This is a genomic window from Suicoccus acidiformans (genome assembly GCF_003546865.1).
Lineage (GTDB): Bacteria > Bacillota > Bacilli > Lactobacillales > Aerococcaceae > Suicoccus > Suicoccus acidiformans.
In genome coordinates this window covers 2,321,533-2,342,609 of sequence record NZ_CP023434.1, presented here as the reverse complement: position 1 = coordinate 2,342,609, position 21,077 = coordinate 2,321,533, and the positions used below count along the sequence as shown (strand labels likewise).

General features: G+C 43.7%; 20 protein-coding genes. 12 read left to right on the top strand and 8 right to left on the bottom strand.

Going from position 1 to position 21,077, the window contains the following annotated elements; translation table 11 throughout:
• Positions 1-32: 32 nt before the first annotated feature.
• The 5 genes from CL176_RS11010 to leuD are packed head-to-tail and all read left to right on the top strand — an operon-like array spanning position 33 to position 5,205.
• A complete protein-coding gene (locus tag CL176_RS11010) occupies positions 33-1,562 on the top strand; it encodes a 2-isopropylmalate synthase (RefSeq protein ID WP_118991322.1) in 1,530 nt (509 codons plus the stop codon).
• Entirely contained in the window at positions 1,555-2,601 is a 1,047-nt protein-coding gene (gene leuB / locus CL176_RS11005) for a 3-isopropylmalate dehydrogenase (protein ID WP_118991321.1), read from the top strand. The genes CL176_RS11010 and leuB overlap by 8 nt, the downstream gene beginning before the upstream one ends.
• Position 2,602: 1 nt before the next feature.
• Positions 2,603-3,187, top strand: a complete 585-nt coding sequence (locus CL176_RS11000; protein ID WP_118991320.1) for a 3-isopropylmalate dehydratase small subunit — start codon at positions 2,603-2,605, stop codon at positions 3,185-3,187.
• Between the two features lie 13 nt (positions 3,188-3,200).
• Positions 3,201-4,607 (top strand): 3-isopropylmalate dehydratase large subunit, encoded by a 1,407-nt coding sequence (gene leuC, locus CL176_RS10995; protein ID WP_118991319.1) that lies wholly within the window; start codon positions 3,201-3,203, stop codon positions 4,605-4,607.
• Positions 4,585-5,205, top strand: coding sequence for a 3-isopropylmalate dehydratase small subunit (leuD, locus tag CL176_RS10990; RefSeq protein ID WP_118991318.1), 621 nt, complete (start codon positions 4,585-4,587; stop codon positions 5,203-5,205). The genes leuC and leuD overlap by 23 nt, the downstream gene beginning before the upstream one ends.
• A 98-nt stretch (positions 5,206-5,303) precedes the next feature.
• Here leuD and CL176_RS10985 read toward each other — a convergent pair whose 3' ends face one another.
• The gene (locus CL176_RS10985; RefSeq protein WP_118991317.1) at positions 5,304-6,161 is read right to left on the bottom strand and encodes a pyridoxamine kinase; all 858 of its coding nucleotides are present in this window, start codon (positions 6,159-6,161) and stop codon (positions 5,304-5,306) included.
• A gap of 221 nt (positions 6,162-6,382) precedes the next feature.
• Positions 6,383-7,351, bottom strand: a complete 969-nt coding sequence (locus CL176_RS10980; RefSeq protein WP_118991316.1) for a lactate/malate family dehydrogenase — start codon at positions 7,349-7,351, stop codon at positions 6,383-6,385.
• Positions 7,352-7,777: 426 nt separating this feature from the next.
• Here CL176_RS10980 and CL176_RS10975 point away from each other — a divergent pair, with 426 nt between their 5' ends.
• The 7 genes from CL176_RS10975 (at position 7,778) to CL176_RS10945 (ending at position 13,610) form a co-directional block, all read left to right on the top strand.
• Positions 7,778-8,944, top strand: coding sequence for an ABC transporter substrate-binding protein (locus tag CL176_RS10975; protein WP_118991315.1), 1,167 nt, complete (start codon positions 7,778-7,780; stop codon positions 8,942-8,944).
• Between the two features lie 145 nt (positions 8,945-9,089).
• Positions 9,090-9,968, top strand: coding sequence for a branched-chain amino acid ABC transporter permease (locus CL176_RS10970; protein WP_118991314.1), 879 nt, complete (start codon positions 9,090-9,092; stop codon positions 9,966-9,968).
• Positions 9,969-9,974: 6 nt separating this feature from the next.
• Positions 9,975-10,952: a branched-chain amino acid ABC transporter permease gene (locus CL176_RS10965; protein WP_118991313.1), complete on the top strand. Its 978-nt coding sequence runs from the start codon at positions 9,975-9,977 to the stop codon at positions 10,950-10,952.
• Complete coding sequence (locus tag CL176_RS10960; protein ID WP_118991312.1) at positions 10,949-11,725, top strand: ABC transporter ATP-binding protein; 777 nt, start codon at positions 10,949-10,951, stop codon at positions 11,723-11,725. The genes CL176_RS10965 and CL176_RS10960 overlap by 4 nt, the downstream gene beginning before the upstream one ends.
• Entirely contained in the window at positions 11,725-12,429 is a 705-nt protein-coding gene (locus CL176_RS10955; protein ID WP_118991311.1) for an ABC transporter ATP-binding protein, read from the top strand. Before CL176_RS10960 ends, CL176_RS10955 begins: the two co-directional genes overlap by 1 nt.
• 3 nt (positions 12,430-12,432) lie before the next feature.
• The gene (locus CL176_RS10950; RefSeq protein ID WP_118991310.1) at positions 12,433-13,077 is read left to right on the top strand and encodes a CBS domain-containing protein; all 645 of its coding nucleotides are present in this window, start codon (positions 12,433-12,435) and stop codon (positions 13,075-13,077) included.
• A gap of 122 nt (positions 13,078-13,199) precedes the next feature.
• A complete protein-coding gene (locus CL176_RS10945; RefSeq protein WP_240430553.1) occupies positions 13,200-13,610 on the top strand; it encodes a NusG domain II-containing protein in 411 nt (136 codons plus the stop codon).
• Between the two features lie 51 nt (positions 13,611-13,661).
• Here the strand turns inward: CL176_RS10945 and CL176_RS10940 are convergent, their stop codons facing one another.
• The 6 genes from CL176_RS10940 to CL176_RS10915 form a co-directional block, all read right to left on the bottom strand.
• A complete protein-coding gene (locus tag CL176_RS10940) occupies positions 13,662-14,132 on the bottom strand; it encodes a glutathione peroxidase (protein WP_118991309.1) in 471 nt (156 codons plus the stop codon).
• Positions 14,133-14,178: 46 nt separating this feature from the next.
• Positions 14,179-14,904 (bottom strand): YebC/PmpR family DNA-binding transcriptional regulator, encoded by a 726-nt coding sequence (locus CL176_RS10935; protein ID WP_118991308.1) that lies wholly within the window; start codon positions 14,902-14,904, stop codon positions 14,179-14,181.
• Between the two features lie 165 nt (positions 14,905-15,069).
• The gene (locus CL176_RS10930; RefSeq protein WP_118991307.1) at positions 15,070-16,692 is read right to left on the bottom strand and encodes an ABC-F family ATP-binding cassette domain-containing protein; all 1,623 of its coding nucleotides are present in this window, start codon (positions 16,690-16,692) and stop codon (positions 15,070-15,072) included.
• A 115-nt stretch (positions 16,693-16,807) separates the two neighbouring features.
• A complete protein-coding gene (locus tag CL176_RS10925; RefSeq protein WP_118991306.1) occupies positions 16,808-18,982 on the bottom strand; it encodes an RNA degradosome polyphosphate kinase in 2,175 nt (724 codons plus the stop codon).
• A gap of 29 nt (positions 18,983-19,011) precedes the next feature.
• On the bottom strand, positions 19,012-20,565 hold the full coding sequence (locus tag CL176_RS10920; RefSeq protein ID WP_118991305.1) for a Ppx/GppA family phosphatase: 1,554 nt from the start codon (positions 20,563-20,565) through the stop codon (positions 19,012-19,014).
• Positions 20,566-20,587: 22 nt separating this feature from the next.
• Positions 20,588-21,070 (bottom strand): nucleoside 2-deoxyribosyltransferase, encoded by a 483-nt coding sequence (locus CL176_RS10915; RefSeq protein ID WP_118991304.1) that lies wholly within the window; start codon positions 21,068-21,070, stop codon positions 20,588-20,590.
• Between the last annotated feature and the right edge of the window lie 7 nt (positions 21,071-21,077).

Genomic DNA, 21,077 nt, shown 5'->3' with positions numbered 1-21,077 from the left:
ATGCTTTTTTAAATGGAAATGGGAGGTTTACAATGAAAGAGAATTACGTATATTTCTTGGACACATCACTTAGAGATGGTGAGCAGACACCGGGCGTTAATTTTAATACACAAGACAAAGTGCAAATTGCCCTTCAGTTGGAAGCCTGGGGCATTGATGTCATTGAAGCAGGTTTCCCGGTCACGTCCCAAGGAGATTTCGAGGCCGTTCAAGCTATCGGTAAAGCAGTCAAGAAAGCAACCGTTGCCGGGTTAGCGCGTTGTAATAAGCACGACATCGACCGGTGCTATGAAGCTTTGGAAGATGTGCCGAATCGTCAAATTCATGTCTTTATTGCAACCAGTCCGATTCACCGGGAAGCGAAATTGAATATGACGAAAGAAGAAATACTGGATTCGATCAAGGAACATGTGGCCTATGCACGGGAGAAATTCGACTTAGTCCAATTCTCGCCTGAAGATGCAACACGTACAGAGTGGGATTACTTGAGTGAAGTAGTGGAGACGGCTATTCAATCTGGGGCCAGCATCATCAATATCCCAGATACTGTCGGCTATACGAATCCAACTGAGTACGGGCAATTGTTCAAACATTTACAAGACACCGTACCGTCTTTTGACCAAGCTATCTTCTCTTCTCATTGCCATGATGATTTGGGAATGGCAACGGCCAATGCCTTGGCAGCGATTGAGAACGGGGCCCGCCGGGTTGAGGGAACAGTGAATGGCATTGGTGAACGAGCAGGCAACACGGCCTTGGAAGAAGTCGCCGTAGCCTTACACATTCGCAAAGACTTCTACGTTATGGAAACAGGGATTGTATTATCTGAGACGAAACAAACCAGTGATTTGGTTAGTCGCTTGGCGGGGATGCCTGTACCAAGAAATAAAGCGGTGATTGGTGGGAATGCTTATGCCCATGAATCTGGCATTCATCAAGATGGTGTCTTGAAGAATCCAGAAACCTATGAAATTATCACTCCGCAATTAGTGGGTGTCTCAGGCAATGACTTGCCACTTGGTAAATTGTCAGGCCGTCACGCCTTTGTCGACCGTATGGAGCAATTAGGCTTTGAAATGTCTGATAAAGAACATGTGAACGAACTCTTCAAGCAATTTAAAGACTTAGCGGATAAGAAGAAATTGGTGACGACAACCGACTTATATGCTTTGGCTCAAGGACAAGATATTTCTGACCGGGCACGCTTTGAGTTGGAACGCTTGCAAGTCCAGTTCCTTGAAGACGGTAAACATATCGCAACCGTATCTGTCCACGATTCTCAAAAGGATAAGATGTTACTGAATACAGGCGAAGGGCCTGGTTCAGTCGAAGCTATTTACAATACGATTAATGAAATGTTAGGTATTGAGGTGCGTTTAACTGATTACTATGTGGATGCAATTTCCAAGGGGGCCGATTCCCAGGCACAAGTTCACGTAGCAATTGAAACACCAGAAGGCTTCGTCTTTAACGGTACTGGGATTGACTTTGATGTCTTGATTGCTTCTGGCAAGGCGTATCTACATGCCTTAACTTTCTATGAGGGGGTTCAGCATGCATAAGATTGTAACACTACCAGGAGACGGCATTGGGCCTGAAATTATGGCCAGTGCCTTGGAGATTCTCCAAGCAGCGACAGCAGGAACCGACTTTACCTATGAAGTTACTGAAATGCCCTTTGGCGGTGCAGGTATTGACGCTAAAGGCCACCCTTTCCCAGAAGAAACACAAGCTGCTTTACAAACGGCTGATGCAATCCTCCTTGGGGCTATTGGTGGTCCCCAGTGGCATGATGCAAGTGTAACCCCGGAACAAGGCTTATTGCAGATGCGTGCCTTACTCGGCCTATATGCGAATGTTCGTCCAGTCCGTTTGGCCGACTCTTTAGTGCATTTATCTCCTTTGAAAGAAGAGCGGGTTAAAGGGACCGATATGGTCATTGTTCGCGAACTCATCGGCGGCATTTACTTCGGTAAGCCGAAATACCGCGAAGGTGATGAGGCTTTCGATACAATGTATTATAACCGCGGAATGATTGAGCGGATTGCGCGTTACGCCTTTGAAGTGGCTCAGACTCGCCGAGGTCATGTAACGTCTGTGGATAAGGCTAATGTCTTAGCTAATAGTCGTTTATGGCGGGAGACGGTTAATGAAGTTGCCCAAGACTATCCAGATGTTCAAGTGGAGCATTTATATGTGGATGCAGCGGCCATGAAATTAATTACGAAGCCAACTGATTTTGACGTGATTTTGACAGAGAATTTATTTGGCGATATCTTAAGTGATGAAGCATCCGTCATCCCAGGGTCTCTAGGTTTACTGCCGAGCGCAAGTATTAGTGCTGAACAGGCAGCCTTATACGAGCCGATTCATGGCTCTGCTCCGGATATTGCCGGGCAAGCCTTAGCTAACCCGATGTCGATGATTTTATCGGTGACGATGATGCTCAGGCAGTCCTTTGGTGAGGAAGTCCTTGCTGATCGAATTGAAGAAGCTTGCCAAGCAGTGATGGCTGAAGGAATTTTCACAAAAGATTTAGGGGGCCAGGCTTCCACTACGGACTTTACTCAGGCAGTCATTAGGAAACTTCAGGAGGGATAAGGTGAAGCAAATCAAAGGAGGCGTGATGCCTTTTATCAAGGATGGGCTAACAACTACGGATATTCTGCCCCAGACTGCCTATGCCAAGCTCTCACAAGAGCCAGCAGAATCCTTGCTTTTCGATAAGTTTCGCTATTTCCCTGGCCTCCCTAAGAAACCTCGTCCCGATTTTGTAATGAACCAAACGACCTATCAAGATGCGTCACTTTTAGTCTTAGGTGATGATATTGGCGCAGGAAAGTTTGTCGATGAGACAGCCTTGGCGATGAAGAAATATGGTTTTAAGGCGGTCATTGCGGGGAGCTTTGCCGAGGATTTTGCGGCTGCTTTAGCTGAGCGCGGTGTCTTGCCGGTTGCTTTGCCTAAGGAACAGAGACAAGGTTTGGCCCAAGAAACTGAGCCAGTGGTTATTGATATTGAAAAGCTAGCGATACAAACTGCCTCCGGTGATTGCATGCTTTTTGCCTTAGATGAAGCTTGGCAAAGACGCTTCTTAACAGATATGGACACGATTGATCAAACGCTTGCTTTATATGGGGATAAGATTGCGGCTTTTGAAGCGAGTCGCCCTATTTATATGAAGTAGAAAGGACAGAAACATGGGAAAAACACTTTACGATAAAGTTTGGCAGACGCATGTCTTAGCCGGTGAAGAAGGTGAGTCGCAACTTATCTATATTGACTTGCATATGATTCACGAAGTGACGTCGCCTCAAGGCTTTGAAAGCCTACGTACGGAAGGCCGCCATTTGCGTGCACCTGAGAAGACGATTGCAACCGTTGACCATAATAATCCGACGGTCGATATTTGGAATGTAGAGGACGCTTTATCACGTCAGCAAATCGCAACTTTGGAGCGCAACTGTAAAGACTTCAATGTTGAATTGATGGATTATGGCGGGGCAGATCAAGGAATTGTGCATATGGTCGGCCCTGAACTTGGCGCAACTCAGCCTGGCAAGACGATTGTTTGTGGGGATTCCCATACGGCAACACACGGCGCCTTCGGTGCCATTGCTTTTGGCATCGGCTCCTCTGAAGTTGAGCATGTCTTTGCCACCCAATGTTTATGGCAGAAGAAATTGAAGACCTTAGGTGTTAAAGTAACCGGTGAACTCCAAAAAGGTGTTTACTCGAAAGATATTATCTTGCACTTAATTCACACCTATGGTGCAGACTTTGGGGCAGGTTATGCGATGGAATTCTTCGGGGATACGATTGACAACTTATCGATGGAAGCACGTATGACCATGTGTAATATGGGAATCGAATTCGGCTCGAAAGTAACGATGATTGCCCCAGATGAGAAGACGTATGAATATCTTAAGGGACGCAGGAAAGCGCCGGTTGCTTTTGATGAGGCGGTTGAATACTGGCAGACGCTTTATACGGATGAGGATGCAGAATATGACGCCTATATCGAAATTGATGTGTCTGATTTAGCCCCTTACGTCACTTGGGGTACGACGCCTGCCATGGGCTTAGAGTTCGGCGAGGCCTTCCCGGAAGCTAGTGACCATAATATTGAGCGAGCTTATGAGTATATGGAACTTGAAGCAGGCCAAACGGCTGAGGATATTCCTCTAGAATATGTCTTCGTCGGCTCATGTACCAATGCTCGCTTGGAGGACTTGGTAGAGGGAGCGAAGTATTTAAAAGGCCGTAAAGTAGCGGACCATATTACGGCTGTCGTGGTACCAGGCAGTCGCCGGGTTAAGTTGGAAGCTGAGGCAATGGGACTGGCCGACCAGTATATCGAAGCGGGCTTTGAATGGCGTGAACCGGGTTGTTCAGCTTGTATCTCAATGAATGGCGATACAATTCCTCCATTCATGCACTGTGCTTCAACAACGAACCGCAACTTTGAAGGGCGGCAAGGGCCGAATTCCCGCACCCATTTGTGTAGTCCGGCGATGGCCGTATTGGCGGCTGTGAAAGGTAAATTCTATGATACACGTCTCGATGATCAGGAGGTTAAAAGCCATGAAGCCATTTACAGTGCATAAGGGTCGTTTAGTTGCTTTAATGAATGATGGGATTAATACGGATCAATTAATGCCTAGTCGCTATTTAAGTCATATTGAAAAGAAGGGGTTTGGTAAGTTCCTTTTCGCAAACTGGCGGTATTTGGATGACGAAGAGAGTGTGCCGAATCCTGACTTTCCCCTCAATTATCCCGAACATCAAGGGGCATCGATCTTAGTTGCGGGGGATAATTTCGCAGGGGGTTCCTCAAGAGAACACGCTGTATGGGGCTTGATGGATTATGGCTTCCGGGTAGTTATCGCAGGGAATTATAATGATATCTTCTACAATAATAGCCTGCAGAATGGTTTGCTGGCAATTACCTTACCGAAAGAAGAGCGCGTCGCCCTGAGCGAATTGCCACCTGAGACAGAGATTACTGTCAATCTGGAAACACAAACCATTGAAACGCCTGAGGCAACTTATCACTTTGATATTAACCAGGAGAACCGCCATAAACTCTTGCACGGCATTGATGATATCACCCAAACTTTGGAGTATGACGGCGTTATTTCAGCTTATGAACATAAGTGGAATGACTTCTACCAACCTCAAGATCGTGCAGAAAGGCAAGCGTAAGTAAGGACTTTGCGTTAGCTTTGGTGCAGCCTTCTTGTAAAACCAGAAAGACTCAGAAGTTTATTCGTAGAGAATAAATTTCTGAGTCTTTGTTTGTGCTAGGCTTGTAATTGGCGGGCGAATTGGTTTAACTCACCTGAATATCGTTCGAAATCGAGGCCATCTTGAATGATATTCGGATTATTTAAAGAGGTTTCTAGCATGATTGGGAGCATCTCTGTAGCGTAGGTTGTAGCTGTTTCAAGACTTGCACCTTGCATTAAGCTGCCAACGAGGATAGAACCGAAGATATCACCCGTTCCATGGAAGCTTCCACTAATTAATTTCGCTTGGGCTAAGCCGGAAGTACCTGACTGGCTGTCTCTAAAGTAAGTGCCAGTAAGGCCAGCTGCTTCATCGATGCCTGCTCCAGTTAAGACAATCGACGCATCCGTATCAGCTTGAATTGTGTCAGCAACTTTTGTGAGAAATTCCGAGCTGAGCTTACCTGCTTGGTAAGGTGTGCCGTAAATAAAGGCTGCTTCGGTCAAGTTGGGCATCACTACATCAGCAAGCCGGGCCAGGTGAATCATTTCATCTGCATAAGTTTGGTCAAAGCCATGGTAGAACTTACCATTATCAGCCATGACAGGATCGAGATATACTTTGCCACCTTCTGCCAAGATGTGCGGGTAAACCTCCTGAAGGAAATGAATTTGCTCAACATTACCTAAATAACCGATATAAATTGCTTGGAACTTTAAGTCAATACTGATCCAGTGGTCAACAATCTTACGCATTTCTTGGGTTAAATCAAGAAAGGTGAAATTCTCGAAACCGGGTCCAGTGTGTGTGGATAACAAGGCCGTCGGCAAAAGTGTTCCGGTCAATTCCATTGCACTGAGAATAGGCAAGGCAACGGTTGTGGAACATTTACCGTAACAAGATATATCATGAACAATTAAAACTTTCTGCATAGTGAATACACTCCTTTAATGCAAGATCGAATAAATGTATCCTAACAGAAAATTGGTATTAACAAAAGGGTCAAAAATATTAAATAGATGGTACCAGATAAGCTAAGAAAAAGCACAGAGTGATTTCCCTGTGCTAAACATTCGCATCCATTCCAAACGCCTGTGCTCAAAGATGAAGAAAGTGAACGCGGTATTCTGATGAGCCTTGAAGGCTTGCGATCTTATTTGCTTTCTTTAGCTAGTTCAATATTGGCAAGGATGCTGTCGATGGACGTTTGCATCTTAGCTTCTTCCCAATCATTCAAAGGTACAATGAAACGTTTCTCCCAACCATTGCGTCCAACAACTGTTGGAGTAGCAAAGCAAAGCGGGGCGCTTGCACCGTATTCGCCTTCGGTAAAGGTGGTACTTACTGAGAAGATAGCTTTCTCATCCAATAGGACAGCTTTGGCTAATTCAAAAGCGACTTGACCAATGGCAGCATTGGTCACGCCAGTCTTGGCATTTAAGACTTCGTAAGCAGATTGGACGACTTTTTCTTGAATGGTATCAGCGTCCCAATGTTCTACATCTGGGAAGTGATTAGGTAGGTCTTCATAGGGGATTCCGGCAATTGTTGTCTTGCTGAGGACGGGTACCGCCGTATAACCATGCTCACCAATCATATAGGCTGAGACGGACTTAGGATCAACCCCATAGTGCTCGCCGAGGATTTGCTTAAAGCGAGCTGTATCCAACATACAGCCGGTACTCATAATGCGCTCTTGGGGATAGTTGAATTCACTTGCCGCCATAAAGGTGACGGTATCTGCTGGGTTTGTGATGAATATTAAGATAGCCTCTTGGGTCACCTCGGTAATTTGGCGCATAATATCACGGATGATTGAGGCATTGTCCCCGATTAAAGCTTGGCGGTCGGCCAGAATCCGGCCATCGTCGTAGACGTAGGTGGCGCAAATAATAATGATGTCCGCATCTTTTAAATTGCTGTAATTCCCTTGGTAAATATTAATGTTATTGCGTGTAAATAAGCCGGTTGCATGTCTTTGGTCTAAGGCTTCTCCGAAGGCTTTGTCTTCATTAATATCGATGGTAACGATTTCGCCGAACAATTCAGATTGACTGGCGTAGGCAAGTACGTGTTCACCGACATGACCTAGGCCGATAATGCCTAACTTTTGTGTTTTCATAGTATTTTCTCCTTGTTTTCTAATGTTGTTTCCTATAATCTAACAATTTTTCCGAAAGAGTGCAATCGTTAATCGAGAATTTTCGATGAGTTTTTAATGAGAATAAGATTGACATACGCCTTAAAGTGTGGTAGATTTATAACATCAGAAACGGAAGGAAGCATGCACTATGGCTAATTTTAATGAAACACGAGTCATTATTACCAGCATCATTAGATAGTGTTTGTGTCTGTGCTTTATGGATGCAAACACGTTAAACGTAAGTTTGTATCTATGAGGTGCTGCCTTTTTGTTGCCCGCATAGATCAGAATCTAGCGGGATTGCTTAATCAATTTTATGATAAGATTGTTTAACATCTGCGCTAGGGAGACGGTCAGTGCAGATGTTTTGTTGTTTAAGCAGAAGAATGTATGGAGGAGTTCACAATGAATAGAATGAAGAAAGCCTTAACGGCATTATTTGCAGGGGTTACGCTAGCAGCTGCAACAGCAGGTCCACTTGTTTCCGCTCAGGAAACCGCCAAGTTAGGTGCTAACTATGAATTGACAGGTGGGGCGGCTTCTTACGGTACGCCGATGTCTAATGCGACGAAACTAGCTGTAAAGCAAGCGAATGAAGCAGGTGGAGTCTTAGACGGTGTGCAATTGGAATTAGTTGAGTATGATAATAAATCAGACCTAACCGAGACAAACTCTGTGGCGACACGTTTGGTTGAAGAGGGCGTTGTCGGTGTTGTCGGACCAGCAACAACAGGAGATGTGTTATCTCAAGCTCCAGTTATCAATAAAGCGGGCGTCCCAGCAATTGCACCGGCTGCAACAGGAGACGCATTAAGTATTGACAATAACGGGAACTTGATGGAATACTTATTCCGGGTCTGCTTCGAAGATACCTTCCAAGGTAGGGCAGCAGCAGCGCACATCGCAGATAACATGGGCATTAAGAACGTTGCTTTAGTGGTTGATGTAGGTTTAGACTACTCACAAGGGGTAGCGGATGCATTTACTGAAGAGTTTGAGAGTCGTGGGGGAAGCGTTGTAACGACAGAATCCTTCACCAGTGGTGATACGGATTTCTCAGCAATTCTGTCAACCTTAGCAGCTCAAGAATTCGATGCCTTATATGTACCAGCCTACTACACTGAAGTTGGCTTATTCATTAAACAAGCACGTGAGATGGGGATTACCCAACCTATTATCGGTGCAGACGGCCTACATAGCCAAACATTAGTTGACTTAGCTGGTGCAGAGAATGCTTCAGATATCTACTATACAACTCACTACTCCAATGAATCAGAAGATGAGAAAGTAGTTGCCTTCCAAGAAGCTTATGAAGCAGAATATGGACAAGAGCCAGATACATTTGCAGCCTTAGCATATGACGCGACGAACTTAATGATTGATGCAATCAATCGTGCTGGCTCAACTGAACGTGATGCGATTCGTCAAGCAATTGCGGAAACGAAGGACTTTGAAGGGGTGACCGGATTATTCACAATGGGTGAGGATAATACCCCGATCAAATCAGCCATTATGTTAAAATTAACCAACGGTGAAGTTGAGTCCGCTGAAGCTATTGCTGTTGAATATTAATATGATTTGCAAGGGGCGGGAAATCCTGCCCCGTTTTTAAGTGGATAAAACTTATTTATTAAAGCTTGCTAAGGAATCTTATTGAAATTTTAAATAGCTTATACTATACTTTTTTTACTTACTATTAAAGGAAAGGAATATCATTATGCAATTATTTATGCAACAGTTAGTTAACGGACTAGCACTGGGTAGTATCTATGCCTTGATTGCACTTGGATACACGATGGTGTATGGGACCATCCGTCTAATTAACTTCGCACACGGGGACATCTTTATGATGGGGGCCTTCTTAGGCTACTTTCTCATTGCGGAATTAGAGATGAACCTCTTCGTCGCGATGGCGATTGTCATGGTATCGTCTGCTATATTGGGGATGGTTATTGAGCGGATTGCTTATAAACCACTGCGCAATTCAACCCGTGTTGCTGCCCTGATTACCGCGATTGGGGTATCTTACTTCTTACAGAATATCATGATCTACTTCTTAGGACCGGAGGTGCAAGCCTTCCCGAGTCCAATAGAAACGCAAGTCTTTAATGTCTTTGGCATTATTATTAATACCAAGCAAATTCTCGTATTTGTGGTAACCATCTTAATGATGCTTATCCTACAACTCATCGTCAACCGTACGAAAATGGGAACCGCTATGCGGGCGGTCGCTTCAGACTCTGAGGCAGCCCAATTGATGGGGATTAATGTGAATACGATTATTTCCTTCACGTTTGCGCTCGGCTCTTCCCTAGCGGGTGCGGCAGGAGTTCTTTACGGGATTTACTATAACTCGATTGCTCCCACTATGGGAACGGCGCCTGGCTTGAAAGCCTTCATTGCGTCTGTTGTCGGTGGTATCGGCAGTATTCCAGGAGCCATGGTTGGGGGTTACCTCATTGGTTTACTGGAGACGATTGTTACGTTTATGGGTGGTTCAATGTATAAGGATGCAGTGGTGTATATTCTCCTCATCGTTATTCTACTTGTACTACCACAGGGGCTTTTCGGCAAGAATACAAGAGAGAAGGTGTAGAAGAGAATGCAAAGATTTCATACGCGTAATTATGCCTGGACTGCTTTAATTCTTCTTGCATTCCTTGCAATCTATGCCATGGTCGAAACGGGTATTATCAATCCGTTCTATAAGATTACCCTAGTGACCATTATGTTGAACATTATATATGCAGTGGGCCTTAACTTAATTCTAGGGGTAGCGGGACAGTTCTCGCTCGGACACGCAGGCTTTATCGCGATTGGTGCGTATTCGGCAGCGATTGTCACTACGCGCTACGGTGTTGCTGGTCTTCCTGGCTTACTCTTAGGGATGTTGGTTGGGGTTATTATTTCTACAATTGTAGCATTGCTTGTTGGGATACCAACCTTACGCTTGAAGGGTGACTATTTGGCGATTGCCACCCTTGGGGTTAGTGAGATTATTCGTGTGCTGATTAATAACTTGAGAGATTTAACCAATGGTCCCGCGGGGATTAGTGGAATTCCAATTGTTACCGATTGGTGGCTCGTATTTATCTTCTTAGCGCTAACAACTATCTTAGTTTTAAATTACGTTTACAGTAGTCAAGGGCGTGCTACGACAGCAATTAACCAGAATGAAATTGCCGCCGAAGCGATGGGTGTAAATGTAACGAAATATAAGGTAACGGCTTTTGTGCTAGGTGCTATTACAGCTAGTATCGGCGGCTCCCTACAGGCGACGTATTTAGGAATAGTTACACCGAATGACTATACCTTCAACCGATCGATTGATGTCTTGATTATTGTAGTATTTGGTGGGATTGGTAGCTTTACCGGAACCTTTGTAGCGGCGACTATTTTAGGTATCTTGAACTTGGTGCTACAAGATTATGGTCAGCTCCGTATGGTGCTTTATGCGATTGCCTTGATTCTTATTATGATTTTCCGTCCAGGTGGCTTATTAGGAGACTATGAATTCAAATTTGGTAGTATGGTGAAGCAATGGTTCAATAAAGATAAGAAGGAAGGAGCTGCCTCATGACCCTTTTAAAAGTAAATGAATTAACGAAGAACTTTGGCGGTTTAGCAGCTGTTTCTAATGTATCGATGGAACTGGAGAAAGGTGAACTTGTCGGCCTGATTGGGCCAAATGGGGCAGGTAAGACAACTTTCTTTAACTTATTAACCGGTGTTTATGTGCCAACTGAAGGTACGATTGAATTAGATATGGGCAATGGCGTTGAAACCTTAAACGGTAAGCGACCAGATTACATCAATGGCTTAGGCTTGGCCCGTACCTTTCAGAATATTCGTCTTTTCAGTGATCAAACCGTTATTGATAACGTTAAAGTAGCCATGGACCGTGAACATGGTAATTCGCTTGTGTCATCACTATTTCGAACGAAAGCTTTCTATGAAACGGAAGCCCAAATGGAGCAAGCGGCCTATGACCTGCTTGAAATTTTCGATTTGGGGGCTTTTGCTAAGGATAAGGCGAAGAATTTAGCTTATGGCCAACAAAGACGTTTGGAGATTGTTCGTGCCCTAGCAACCGATCCGAAGATTCTCTTCTTGGATGAGCCAGCGGCAGGGATGAACCCGAATGAAACGGCAGAATTAACCGAATTGATTGCCCAAATTCGTGAGCAATTTGATTTGACAGTGGTTCTGATTGAACATGATATGTCTTTAGTTATGGATATTTGTGAACGCATTTATGTTTTGGAATATGGACGTTTAATTGCGGAAGGTACACCGGAAGAGATTCAATCGAATGATGCGGTTATCCGGGCCTACCTAGGGGGTGACGAATAATGCTTAATGTTGAGAATTTAGAAGTCAATTATGGTATGATTCGTGCCGTGCAGAATGTTTCCTTTGAAGTTAAAGAAGGCGAAATTGTAACCTTAATTGGCGCTAATGGTGCTGGGAAATCAACGATTCTGCGAACGATTTCTGGTTTAGAGAACGCTGCTGCCGGCAGCATTGTCTATGAGGGGCAGGATTTAATGAAGTTAGCCTCTAAGGATATTGTTAGCCAAGGGATTTCGCAAGTACCGGAAGGCCGCCATGTCTTTCAAGGTCTGTCGGTACGGGAGAACCTGGAGATGGGTGCTTATCTGCGCAAGGACCGTGACGGGATTGAAGCAGATTTAGAGATAGTCTATGAACGCTTTCCAGTTCTCAAAGAGCGAGAAAAGCAAGATGCAGCTACCTTATCTGGTGGTGAGCAACAGATGCTGGCGATGGGCCGAGCGTTAATGGCTAAGCCTAGACTCTTGCTACTAGATGAACCTTCCATGGGCTTGGCGCCAATCTTTATTAAAGAAATTTTCCGTATTATTTCTGATATTAACGAACAAGGGACAACTGTTCTCTTAATTGAACAGAATGCCAAGCAAGCCTTACAAGTAGCTGACCGCGGATACGTTCTTGAAACAGGTAAGATTGTCTTATCAGGATCTGGTGAAGAATTGCTGAATAGTGACCAAGTTCAAAAAGCTTATTTAGGAGGATAGACTATGTTTGTAAAAGACTTTATGACCCAACAGCTCATTACAATTACCTCTGATACAAGTGTAAGCCAAGCTGAAGATATCATGAATCAGCGCGACATTAACCGCCTACCTGTTGTCGATGGTAACAAACTCGTCGGTCTAGTGACACGGGATACAGTTGCTAAAGCCAAGCCGTCCGATGCTACCAGTTTAGATGCGCATGAATTAAACTATTTGCTAGATAAGACTATGGTGGGCGATATTATGTTACAGAAAGTAATTACCGTCCAACCGGATACAATGCTACAGGATGCTGCAGCCTTAATGTCTGAAGAGAACATCGGTGTTCTGCTTGTCTTAGATGGTCCACACTTAGCCGGTATCATTACAGATAAAGACATCTTCAAAGCCTTTGTCAATATCTCAGGCTATGGGGCAGAAGGCCAGTACTTAATCGTTGAGTTGTCAGAAGACCGTCCAGGTGTAATCGAAGAGATTGGTGACGCCCTCGTGTCTGCAGAAGAGAACTTGACTCATATGATGGTCTATCATTACGAAGGATCTATTCGTATTGTCTTAAAGGTAAACCACAACAATATGGACGCGTTAGTTAGAGCAATTGAAGAACGTGGCTATACCGTTGTCTCAGTCAACGGCGATCTTAAGTAAATCCAATGTAGTATAGTTATAGTAAGGACTCGTCCAAATAATGGGCGAGTCTTTTGACCCTTTATTGAGAAAAGCTTCACGAACTGTGCTATAATACTCATACGCAGAAAGTAGGTGTCAGCTTGAAACAATTATTCAAAACAATGCGCCCGTTTGATTATATTTTTATTGTCTTGGCGATAATTCTGTCCTTTATTCCCAATGTCATTACCGCATACCAAATGCCAGCCGAAGAAGAGGAACCTCAAATATATGCCAACGTTAAGATAATGGGGAATGTTGTCGATACATTTGAGCTTGAGGAAGGTCAGGAACAAATCCTGAAGACTTATTACCCTAATCCGGGTCAATACAATATTATTGAAGTGAATGATGGCGCCATTCGTATTAAAGAAGATAATAGCCCCGATCAAATTGGTGTTAATACGGGCTGGATATATCGGCCTGGTCAGACCGCGATTTGCCTACCACACGGCCTAGTCTTGGAAGTTAAGGGTGAAATCGCTGAAGATGATCCACTAATCTTGCCTTAGACATATAACTAAGCCAAAAAGCATGCACAGAGTTATCTGGGCATGCTTTTTTTAGAGGAGTTTCTCAATATCTTTTGCGATTTTATGGGGCTTCACTAAAGGAGAATAGCGCTTGACTGGGGTTCCGTCTCGATTAATCAGAAATTTAGTGAAGTTCCACTTGATATTTGAGTTAAATGAACCGGGCAACTCTTGTTTGAGCCACTGGAATAGTGGGTCGGTGTGTTCGCCGTTAACATGAATGAGTTGGTTGATAGGAAACGTAACCCCAAATTTCTCACGGTAAGTTTGCTTTAAAGCGTGATTATCTAAGGACTCTTGCTTGAATTCATTACTTGGAAAGGCAAGAACAGAGAATCCTTGGGTTTGATAACGCTGGTGAAGTTCCTCCAGCTCGGCAAATTGCTTGCTGAAGCCGCAATCACTCGCGGTATTCACCAATAACAAAACTTTTGTATTAAATTCCTTTAGGCGATAAGGCCTACCATCACTGTCAATCAGTGAGAAATTTGGCAAAGACACGGTTGCATCCTCCTTTAAAACTGTGAACGCTCCCTATAGCGGACCCTTAATCAACATGGGATAAATCAACGTTATGGTAAACTTTCTGAACATCTTCATCTTCTTCGAGGACATCGATTAAATGTAGGAAGGTATTTAAGTCGCTTCCTTCGAGTGTCACTTCGGTTTTCGGTAGCATTTCTAATTCCGCAACATCAAATTCTGTGATACCGTTCGCTTCGAGCGCTTCTTTAATATGGCTAAATTCAGTCGGTTCACCGTATACGACAATTTGACCTTCTTCTTCTGTAACATCACGGATGTCAACATCAGCTTCGAGTAAGACCATCATAATCTCTTCGGCATCATCGCCCGGGAAGGCAAAGACAGCCGTATTATCAAATAAATAGCTCACCGAACCACTGACGCCCATATTACCGCCATTCTTGCCGTATAAAGAACGGACATTACCAGCGGTACGATTGACGTTATTGGTCAGTGCATCGACAATAATCATTGAGCCGCTCGGACCAAAGCCTTCATAGCGTAATTCTTCGAACTGCTCATCATCAGAGCCTTTCGCCTTCTCAATTGCACGGTCAATAATGTTCTTGGGAACGTTATAAGTTTTGGCTCGATCGATGGCTAATTTTAGCTTCGAGTTGCTTTCCGGATCAGGCTCGCCTGACTTTGCTGCGGCATAGATTTCGATTCCAAACTTTGCATAGATGCGAGAAGTATCTTGGTCTTTTTTACCTTTTTTCTCGCGGATATTCATCCATTTACGTCCCATATTCATCCTTCTTTCTTATACGTATAGTCTATTATATACACAGTTATTGGTTAATGTGAACTAAAAAATTGATGAGGCTTTATTAAAAGATACTTATATTATGTCCCATGCATAACACATCCATCAAAAAAAGCTGGAACATTCCGTTCCAGCTGGAGTAAATCCTTACGCATACATCGCTTTGACGCGTTCTTGTACACTCTCATCGTTTAGGTATTCTTCATAAGTGGTGCTAATGCGGTCGAAGGCACCAGATGGTGTAAGTTCTATCACACGGTTACAAGTAGTATTAAGCACTTCGTAGTCATGTGATGCAATAAGAATTGCACCATTGAATTTGATTAGGCCTTCGTTAAGGGCAGTGATTGATTCAAGGTCTAAGTGGTTTGTCGGCTGGTCCATTACGAGAACATTTGCTTTGGAAAGCATCATCTTAGATAATAAGCAACGAACCTTCTCGCCACCAGAGAGAACATTAACGGACTTCATAACATCTTCTCCTGAGAAGAGCATCCGACCTAAGAAACTACGCAAGAAGGTATTATCTTGTTCTTCCTTGTCTGCGTATTGACGTAACCACTCTAGAATGGATTGATCAGAATCGAACTCTTCGGCAGAGTTACGTGGTAAGTAAGTTTGTGACGTGGTCACGCCCCACTCGAAGCTGCCTTCATCCGGCTCCATATTCTCCATGAGAATTTCAAATAGGGTAGTCATTGCTAAGTCATTCTGACTTAAGAAAGCAACTTTATCATCACGGTTCAAAGTAAAGGTAACATTATTTAAGACTTTCTCGCCATCGATAGTCTTGGATAGACCTTCAACGCGCAGTAAATCATTCCCAATTTCGCGTTCTGGTGAGAAGCCAACGTATGGATAACGGCGGGAAGAAGGTTGGATATCATCAAGGGTAATCTTGTCTAATAACTTCTTACGCGATGTGGCTTGTTTGGATTTGGAAGCATTGGCTGAGAAGCGAGCGATAAAGGCTTGTAATTCTTTAATTTGCTCTTCTTTCTTAGCATTCTGGTCAGCTTGGAGCTTGGCGGCTAATTGACTAGATTGCAACCAGAAGTCATAGTTCCCCACATACAGCTTGATTTTGCCGAAATCTACGTCGGCCATATGTGTACATACGGTATTTAGAAAGTGGCGGTCGTGAGAGACGACGATAACCGTATTGGGGAAATTCATAATAAAGTCACTCAACCAATCGATGGCGTGCCCATCTAAACCGTTCGTCGGCTCGTCCAAGAGCAAGTTATCCGGTTTACCGAAAAGCGCCTGTGCTAGTAATACTTTAATCTTATCTGCTTCGGTTAATTCACGCATATATTGGTAGTGCATATCGGTTGTGATGCCTAGGCCTTGCAACAAATCACTAGCTTCTGCCTCAGCTTCCCAACCACCCATTTCAGAAAATTGCGCTTCTAATTCTCCGGCGCGAATACCATCTTCATCTGAGAAATCTTCCTTCATATAGATGGCATCTTTCTCTTTCATAATGTCATAAAGTTCCTTGTAGCCCATAATGACAGTGTCCATAACCGTATAGTCTTCAAAGCCATAGTGGTTTTGGTTTAAGACAGCTAAGCGTTCATTAGGGTCCATCGAAACGGTTCCGGTTGAAGGGCTTACTTCACCTGAGAGAATCTTTAAGAAGGTGGACTTTCCAGCACCGTTGGCGCCAATGACACCATAACAGTTACCAGGGGTAAAACTTATATTGACGTCTTCGAATAATTTCTTATCAGGAAAGGATAAACTGACGTTGGATACATTAATCATGCATTTCCTCCTAGGGTTTATTTACCAGTAATCATAGCATAAAATCAAAGAAAATAAAGCCAAAAAATTAAAAAGTAAACACTAGTGCAAGACAAGCCTACACTAGTGAATTGAGCTATTTTTGGTTTTTGCGACGAAGGGCTTGGAAGAAGCGGGCGAAAGGTCGTTGTTTACCTTGGCTGGCTTGCTTATGCTCTTTAACAAGCACGGCTTTCTTCTGACCCGCGAATTCCATTTGGGAGATGTGATTATTTATGAGTGGTGGTTCCTTAGCGGGACGCGTGTATTCGCCATCGCTTTGTAGAACGCGTGCCTTAGTATTATCGCTCAGTTGTAATTCTAAGATATGTAGAATCTGTTCTTCAATGCGTTTATCCAGAATAGGGAACTCGATTTCAACCCGTTTCGTCATATTGCGGGTCATCATATCGGCTGAGGATAGGAATAGATGACGTTTGCCATTGCGGTGGAAGTAGTATATGCGACTGTGCTCTAAGAAGCGGCCGACAATACTTCGGACGTGAATTGTTTCAGATAGGCCAGGGACACCTGGTTTCAGGCAGCAAATACCGCGAACGATCAGCTCGATTTTCACACCTGCTTGACTTGCTTCGTAAAGCTTCTCAATGAGTGGTTTATCGGTTAGTGAATTCATCTTGGCGATGATATGACCGTTCCCGTGCTCTTTGTGAGATGCAATTTCTTCATCGATATAATCGATGAGGGAATCCCGAATTGCAAAAGGCGATACATGCAGATGATGGTATTCAGGGCGATCGGTGTAACCACTTAAGTAATTGAAGAAGTTAGAAGCATCTTCGCCAATTTCTGGATTGGCTGTGATAATGCCCATATCTGTGTATGTTCTAGCGGTCTTATCGTTATAATTACCAGTTCCTAAGTGGACATAGCGATGGATTTGTTGGTTTTCCATACGGATGACTAGGGCAATCTTACTATGGGTTTTTAAATCGCTGACACCGTAGAGCACGTGGCAACCTGCTTCTTCTAATTCCCGTGCCCAATACACATTGTTCGATTCATCGAAACGTGCCTTAAGCTCCACCAGAACCGTGACTTCTTTACCGTTCTCAGCAGCTTTCTTCAAGGCACTGATGATCGGCGAGTTCTTCGATACACGGTATAAGGTTTGCTTAATGGCAATCGTTTGAGGGTCAACGGCAGCGTGTTCGATAAAGGAGACGACTGGATCGAAGGAATCGTAGGGATGGTTAAAGAAGAGGTCATGTTCTTTAGCCGTTTGATAGAGCGATTCTCCGGTATGTTTGGGATTGAGGAAAGGCTTGAAAGGTGTGTAAGTTGCCTCTGGATGCAATTCACTCACCGTATCAACTAAACCAAAGAGGAAGGTTAAGTCGAGTGGCCCTTCGAATTGGTAGACGAAGCGGTCCTCAATCTCTAAGACTTCTTGGAGGAAGTCGTCATATTTCGCATTAAAGTCCGGGGTGTAGCGCGTGTCAATCTCTAGTCGAATCGCTGCCCCGTGCCGGCGTTGCTTGACATAGTCTTCAATGAGAATCAGTAAGTCTGAAGCATCCTCTTCGATAATATCAAAGTCCGCATTCCGCGTAATCCGGAAAGGATAGGCATAATTGATTTCATAGCCTTGGAATAATTCTTCCAGCAAGTTGATAATTAAATCTTCAATGAGTACAATCACGTAGCTATCGTGGTAATCAAAGGTCAAATAACGATCTAATAGACTCGGAATAGGTACAATAGCTTGGTAAATTTCCTCGTCTTTTGTTAGATTTACAAAGATATTTAACACTTTATTCTTTAAGTGTGGGAAGGGACGGTAGGCATCAATCCCTAAAGGAGATAACGTCGGCAAGATTAACTCACGGAAATATTGCACCGCTTGTTCTTTTTCGTTCTCGTTTAACTCAGTGAAGGCTTTAACACTGTAATTGAGCGTTGGAAGTTGCTCGACGAGTTGCTTATAGCGTTTGTATTGGAAATCCACATTCCGACGATTCCGTTCACTGATAGCGTCCAATAAGTCATCTGGTGACATGTTAGTCTTGTTCTCAGCTACTTCAATACCGGCATGATACTGATCATATACGCCAGCAACACGTACCATAAAGAATTCATCCAAATTTGAGCTGCCGATGCCTAAGAAGTTCAATTGCTCAAGAAAGGGATTGTCTGAGTCATAAGCCTCATCAATAACCCGGTAGTTAAAGTCTAACCAACTTAATTCCCGGTTGAAGAAATCTAACTCGTCTGCTTGGCTTGTGTTTGGTCTTTCAGATACAGAACTCACGTTTACATTCCTCCTTTAATCATGGCAAATTATCGTTCAGTATAGACAAAATTTAGCTTTAAAGAGCCATCTAAAGCTCGTTCAAGATGCTTTTTGTGGCGGTTGGCCCGGTATTTCTCAGCAACAATCGATTCATTGTGGTAAATCAGAAGTTCATAAGTATTCTGGTCGGCTTTTAGCAGGCGAATGTCTTTAATCGGAGCAGTCTTGGAGTCATTCAGAGCTTGGGCAAATTTCAATAGTCCCCCAAGGCGCTCTAATAAATCAAATTCTTCTTGAGTCAACCAATCCTCAAAGGTTTCAAGGTATTGCTTGTATAGAGTCCGGTTGCGAAAGCTAGCTAACAGGGCCAATCGCAAGCGTTTATAGTGGCTAAAGCCTAGCAAATTCATATTCGATAAAATATAGAATGTATGCTGGGAATCAGCTTCTGTACTGATGAAGCCACCGAAGCGATATAGGATGGTTGCGAATGTTAACTCTTCCCTTATTTCAGCGGATTCTTCGAGTTGCCCCCATTTGACTAATTCTTCGAACAAGCTGAGGGTAATATGGATGTCGATATCTGAGCCGAAAGTGTTGATCGGGAAGTCACGGACCACGCCTTCAACAGAGCGTTTGCGGATTAATTTGTTGTCAATTGGGGTATCGTATTTCTCGTTAATATATTTGAGAATAATTCCCTCACGCAAACCTTGGCTTGAAAGACTGAAGATATCCGCTTTTGTTACCTTCATCAGTTCTTGAAAGACAATTGTTGCGGGAATAATTAAATCAGTCCGGTCGTTACTCAAGCCTTCAATATCAGACATCTCTTCGTAAGGCGTGTTCACGAATAAGTTGAAGGTATCCGATAAATCTACCTCATTCATTTCATAACCATGAATCCCCGCCATCGGATAGTTCGTGGCTAATTGATGAACATTCGCGACATTCCTGGCAGAACCACCAATGGCGATGATTGGCTTTTTAGCCTTGCGAATCCATTCGTACTCTTTGAAAGCATTGCTGACATATTCTCGAGCCGCAGCAATCGCATCTGGATCGTTATGGGCTTTCCCTTCGAAGAATTGGTCCTTCAAACTTACGGCACCAAATGGAAAGCTATGCAAGTAAACGCCTTGTTTATCTTCATATAGCGTAATCTCACAGCTGCCCCCGCCAATATCAATGGTAATGGCATCTTTAATCGTGTTGGTGTGAGTCACAGCGTACTGGCCGTAGAGGGCTTCCTCCTCTTCTTGGACTAATTCAATATTAAAACCAGTAGCTTCTATCACTTGTGCAAAGATATCCTCTTGGTTAGCAGATTGGCGGATAGCTGCCGTAGCCATCGGACGAATCACATCAACATTGTAGTGCCAACATACTTCGTTAAAGCTTTGTAAAGTCTGGATAAGCCGGTCAATCCCTTCTTGGCGCATCCATTTCTGCCCGTCCTCTTCCTCGAGGAAATGCGATAGTCGGGCTGGTGTTTTAACGTTCTGCAGTTCGATGTAATTATATTGGGCATCAATGCCGTAGATAACGAGGCGGATTGTGTTGGAGCCAATATCAATAATGGCGACTTTTTCTGTATACATATCGAGCCTTTCTAGTTGTAACCTAAGCGAGATAAGCGGGAATTGCTTCAAGTAAAGCATCGATAGAAGCAACCACTTCTCCGTTCAGCTTAATTAAACCAACAGTGTATAAATTAATATAGCTAAATTGAGACTCAGCAATTTCCTGTAAGATGGCTAATTTCTCAGGATTAGTTGCTCCAGCGTTTGTGCGTGCATCGGTATATAAGCCAATAATCGGAATACCTGCCTGGTAGGCCACGCCAATTTCTGAGGCGACACCTGGATCGATGACCAAGCCATCTAAGACAGCAATTAGCAATTGGCTGCTGAGGACTTGTTCCGTATCAGCTAGGGCAATCTTCTTCGAGTCAGCGAAACTATCTTTATCATTAATCGAGTCATCTTCTTGAGGCAAGAAAATCTCAACGTCTTTTAACGTTTGGCGCAATTGATTAACAACAGCCTGATTATAATGACGCTCTGCGTCGGAGAATAACGGGGCGGCAAAATAAATTTGAGTCACTCATCAA